The 4,421-nt window shown below is 74.7% G+C and carries 4 protein-coding genes; 1 reads left to right on the forward strand and 3 read right to left on the reverse strand.

Features of this window, described 5'->3' with window-relative positions; genetic code table 11:
- Positions 1–9: 9 nt before the first annotated feature.
- Complete coding sequence (locus GB864_RS17770; RefSeq protein ID WP_336604075.1) at positions 10–1,929, reverse strand: glycoside hydrolase family 15 protein; 1,920 nt, start codon at positions 1,927–1,929, stop codon at positions 10–12.
- 34 nt (positions 1,930–1,963) lie between these two features.
- Positions 1,964–3,406, reverse strand: a complete 1,443-nt coding sequence (locus GB864_RS17775; protein ID WP_160427025.1) for an MFS transporter — start codon at positions 3,404–3,406, stop codon at positions 1,964–1,966.
- A gap of 150 nt (positions 3,407–3,556) precedes the next feature.
- Between GB864_RS17775 and GB864_RS17780 the strand changes: the two genes are divergently transcribed.
- Positions 3,557–4,126 carry a TetR/AcrR family transcriptional regulator gene (locus tag GB864_RS17780; protein WP_160427026.1) on the forward strand — a complete coding sequence of 190 codons (570 nt, stop codon included), beginning with the start codon at positions 3,557–3,559 and terminating at the stop codon, positions 4,124–4,126.
- A 25-nt stretch (positions 4,127–4,151) separates the two neighbouring features.
- Here the strand turns inward: GB864_RS17780 and GB864_RS17785 are convergent.
- A partial coding sequence (locus GB864_RS17785) for a hypothetical protein (RefSeq protein WP_236779239.1) occupies positions 4,152–4,421 on the reverse strand: 270 nt, incomplete at its 5' end.

The raw sequence follows: 4,421 nt of genomic DNA on the forward strand, positions 1-4,421 counted from the left end.
GTCGGGCGGTCAGCCGCGGCGGTGCGCGCCGCGCCCGGTGCGCCCGCCGAGCGCGTCGGCCGCCCGCACGAGCGCGAGGTGCGAGAACGCCTGCGGCAGGTTGCCGAGCAGGCGCCCGGTGCCCGGGTCGTACTCCTCGCTCAGCAGGCCGACGTCGTTGCGCAGCCCGCAGAGCCGGTCGAACAGCTCGGATGCCTCGTCGGCGCGGCCCGTCGCCGCGTACTGCTCGACGAGCCAGAACGAGCAGGCGAGGAACGGATGCTCCGCCTCATCGATCCCGTCGACGCCGCTCTCCGGCCGGTAGCGGCGCACCAGCCCGTCGCGCAGCAGCGTCCGCTCGATCGCGGCGACGGTGGCGAGCATCCTCGGATCGTCGTGCTCGCAGAAGCCGACCTGCGGCAGCAGGAGCAGCGCCGCGTCGACCTCGCTCGAGCCGTAGGCCTGCACGAAGCCGCCCGTCGCGTCATCCACCCCGTCGGTCTCGATCTCGCTCCGCACCCGGTCGCGGAGCTCGACCCAGCGGTCGGCGTCGCCCTCGAGCCCGTGCTCGCGCACGGCGCGCACCCCGCGGTCGAGCGCCGCCCAGACCATCACGCGCGAGTGCACGAAGTGCCGCGGCTCGCCCCGGATCTCCCAGAGGCCGTGGTCGGGCAGATCGACGGTCGCGACGACCCGGGAGAGCAGGGCGCGCTGCACCGCCCACGAGTACGGGCGCTCCGCGATGCCGGCGTCGCGGGCCGCTTCGAGGGCGACGAGCACCTCGCCGATCACGTCGGCCTGGAACTGGTCGACGGCCGCGTTGCCGATGCGCACGGGCGCCGATCCCTCGTAGCCGGCCAGCCCGGGCAGTTCGCGCTCGGGAAGTTCCCGTTCCCCGCCGAGGCCGTACATGATCTGCACGTCGGCCGGGTCGCCGGCGACGGCGCGCACGAGCCACTGCCGCCAGCGGCCGGCGATGCGGGAGAAGCCGTGCTCGAGCATCGCCTCGAGCACGAGGGACGCGTCGCGCAGCCACACGTAGCGGTAGTCCCAGTTGCGGCTGCCGCCGATGAGCTCGGGCAGCGACGTCGTCGCCGCGGCGACGATGCCGCCCGTATCGCGGTGGCTGAGCGCACGGAGCACGAGGAGCGAGCGCACGACCGCGTCCGAGCGCGGCCCGGCGTGGTCGATCTGCGCGGCCCAGGCCGTCCACGCGTCGCGGGTGCGCTCGAGCGCGGCGCCGACGTCGATGCGTGCGGGCTCACGCCCCCACGAGTGGAAGCGGGTGAGCACGGCGTCGGCCGTCTCGCCGGCGCGCACGGTCACGTTCGCCCGATGCGTGCGGCCGTCGGGGTGCAGTCGCGGACCGCGCAGCACGACGGCGTCGCGCCCCGCGGTCGCTTGGAGGGCGGGCTCGTCGTCGGTGCCGATCTGGCGCACCCACGGCAGCGCCCGCGCGTAGTCGAAGCGCAGCCGCACGTCGTGGCGGAACTCGACTTCGCCCGAGACGCCTCGGATGCGCCGCACGATGCGGGAGCGCGAACCGATCGGCATCGCGTCGATCACCTCGGCGATACCCGAGGCCGTCTCCCACCGGGTGACGAGCACGAACGTGTCGCCGTCGTAGCGCCGGGTCGGCGTCGCCGCCGGATCGACGGGCCGCAGGCTCCAGCAGCCGTCGTCGGGTTCGCCGAGCAGCGCGCCGAACACGGAGGGCGAGTCGAAGCGCGGCAGGCACAGCCAGTCGATCGAGCCGTGCCGTGACACGAGCGCCGCGGTGCGCCGGTCGCCGATGAGCGCGTAGTCCTCGAGCGGTTCCCCCATGGGCCGATCCTGCCACCGGCGCCCCGCGGGCGGTGCGCGGCCTGCGGACCTACGGACTGCCGCGACGCGAACGGGGCGGGCGACGCGCTCAGGGCGGGCGACGCGCTCAGGGCGAGGATGCCGCACCGCGCGGCATCCTCGCCCCGAGCGGGCCCGACGCTCAGGCGGCGTCGAAAGCGGGCTCGACCGCCGCTGCCGCCTCGGAATCCGCGAGGCCGGCGGAGGCGGCCGCCTCGCGCCGCGGGCGGACGGCGATCACGATGAGGGCGGCGAGCACCGCGAAGCCGGCCACGGCGATCCACGCGGCCTGGTAGCCGCTCTGCGCGGGCACGCCGTCGGCTCCCGCGCTGCCGAAGACGAGCACGCTCGTGAGCGCCGAGCCGGTCGCCGAGCCGATGGTGCGCAGGTTCGCGTTGACGCCGGTCGCCACGCCGGTGCGGTCGGCGGGGACGCTCTCGACGACGAGGCTGGCGGCCGCCGCGTACGCGAGGCCGATGCCGATGCCGAACACGCCGCCGGCCAGGGCGACCGCGACCAGGTCGCGACCGTCGAGCACGACGAAGGCGACGCTGCCGCCCATGAGGAGCGCGCCGGCGGCCAGCAGGGCGCGCAGCGGGATGACCCGTGCGAGGGCGCCGGCCGCGAAGCCGATGCCGCTCATGCCGACGAGCAGCGGCAGCAGCGCGAGGCCCGCCGACTGGATGTCGAGGCCGAGCCCCCAGCCGCTCGACCCCGGCGTCTCGAGGTACTGCGGCAAGTAGCCCCAGAACCCGAAGGCGGCGGCGCCGATGAGCAGGCTCGCGGCGTTGATCGGCCACACGGCCCGACCGGCGACGAGCCGCAGGTCGACGAGCGGGTCGTCGGAGCGCAGTTCGACGATCGCCCAGACGGCGAGCAGCACCGCGGCGAGCGCGAACAGGCCGATCGTCAGGGGCGACGCCCACCCCCAGCGCGCCCCGCTGCTGAGCGGCACGAGCAGTGCGACGAGCCAGCCCGAGAGCAGTGCGGCCGAGACGAGGTTGACGCGTCCGGCGGCACGCTGGCCGTTCGCGGGGACGAACAGGAGCGTGAGCAGGATGCCGACGCCCGCGACGACGAGCGGGACGGAGAAGATGCCGCGCCAGCTCAGCGCCTCGGCGAGCGGGCCGGCGAGCACGCTGCCCGCGGCGCCGCCGATGCCGATGACCGCGCTGACGGCGCCGATCGACCCGGTGAGGCGTTCGCGCGGCATGACGTCGCGCAGCAGGCTGAAGGCGAGGGCGAAGAGCGCTCCGCCGATGCCCTGCAGCACTCGGCCGACGATGAGCACGGTGAGGTTCGTCGCGGCCATGGCGACGATGTCGCCGACGGCGACCACGACGAGGACCGCGAGGAAGGTGGCGCGGCGGCCGCGCAGGTCGCCGAGCTTGCCGAGGAGCGGCGTGGCGATGGCGGCGGCGATGAGCCAGGCGGTCATGGTCCACGAGACGGCGTCGGCGGAGGCGCCGAAGTCGTCGCGGATGAGCGGGATGACGGGGATGACGAGGTTCTGGAGCAGTGCGAGCGAGGCGACGGACACGGCGATGGCGATGAACGCCGCGCGGGATCCGGTGGTGGTGGGCATGGGCGACCTTCCCGGTCAGGTGCGGTTCCGCGAGATGCGAGGTAAACTGGAGGAAGTCTCCGATCGGAGGTTGCCTCCGTTTCATACTGTAGCGGAGGGTGCCTCCGGTTACAAGCGATCCGGCGAACCCGGGAAAGGAAGTCACGGCACATGGACGTCGCAGTGCGAGGGAGCCTGCTGGCGGACCGTCGACCCGCCCGGGCCGACGCGGCCCGGAACTTCGACGCGCTCGTGGTCGCCGGGCGCGCCGCATTCGCCGAGCACGGCTCCGGTGCGTCGCTCGAAGACATCGCCAAGCGGGCGGGCGTCGGCATCGGCACCCTCTACCGCAACTTCCCGACGCGCGACGATCTCATCGAGACGCTCTACATCGGCGAGGTCGAGGCCCTCGCCGACGCGGCCGACGAACTGCGCGACCGCGAGCCGTGGGACGCCCTCGAAGCCTGGCTCGTGCGCTTCGTGCAGTACATCGGCACCAAGCATGCGCTGCTGGAGGGCCTCAACCGCGAGTCGACCGTGCTCAGCCAGTGCCGCGGCGTCATGTTCGGCGCCGGCGAACCGCTGCTGCAGCGTGCGCAGGACGCCGGGGCCGTCGACCCCGCGCTCACCATCAGCGACGTCGTCAAGCTCGTCTCCGGCGTCGCCGCGGTCGCGTCCTACGACGACGACGCCCAGCGCGAGCGCGTGCTGCGACTCGCGATCAACGCCATCCGGCGCTAGGCCGAGCGGCCGTCCCGGTCCCGGCTCAGTCGAGCAGCGGGATGACCTCCACCCCGCCGTCCGGCGCGACCACGGCGAGCACACGGGATGCCTCGAGGCCGCCGAGGGCGGACGTCACCGCCGCCGCGACGACGGCCGCCGCCCCCTCCGTGTCCGACGGCGGCTCGGCACCGGTCGCCCCGGCACGGGCCCGCGTCAGCACCCGCGCCCCGGTCGCGGCGGCGACGGCCCGGGCCGCCTCCTCGGCGAGCGGCGCCTCGACGACGAGCTCGATGCGGCGCACCCGGCGAGCCGT

The sequence above is a fragment of the Agromyces seonyuensis genome (assembly GCF_009789225.1).
Taxonomy (GTDB): Bacteria; Actinomycetota; Actinomycetes; order Actinomycetales; family Microbacteriaceae; genus Agromyces; species Agromyces seonyuensis.

Bases quoted from the DNA above. Each gene is read 5' to 3' on its own strand.
- GB864_RS17775 (WP_160427025.1), bottom strand. From the start codon at position 3,406: ATGCCCACCACCACCGGATCCCGCGCGGCGTTCATCGCCATCGCCGTG.
- GB864_RS17780 (WP_160427026.1), top strand. From the start codon at position 3,557: ATGGACGTCGCAGTGCGAGGGAGCCTGCTGGCGGACCGTCGACCCGCC.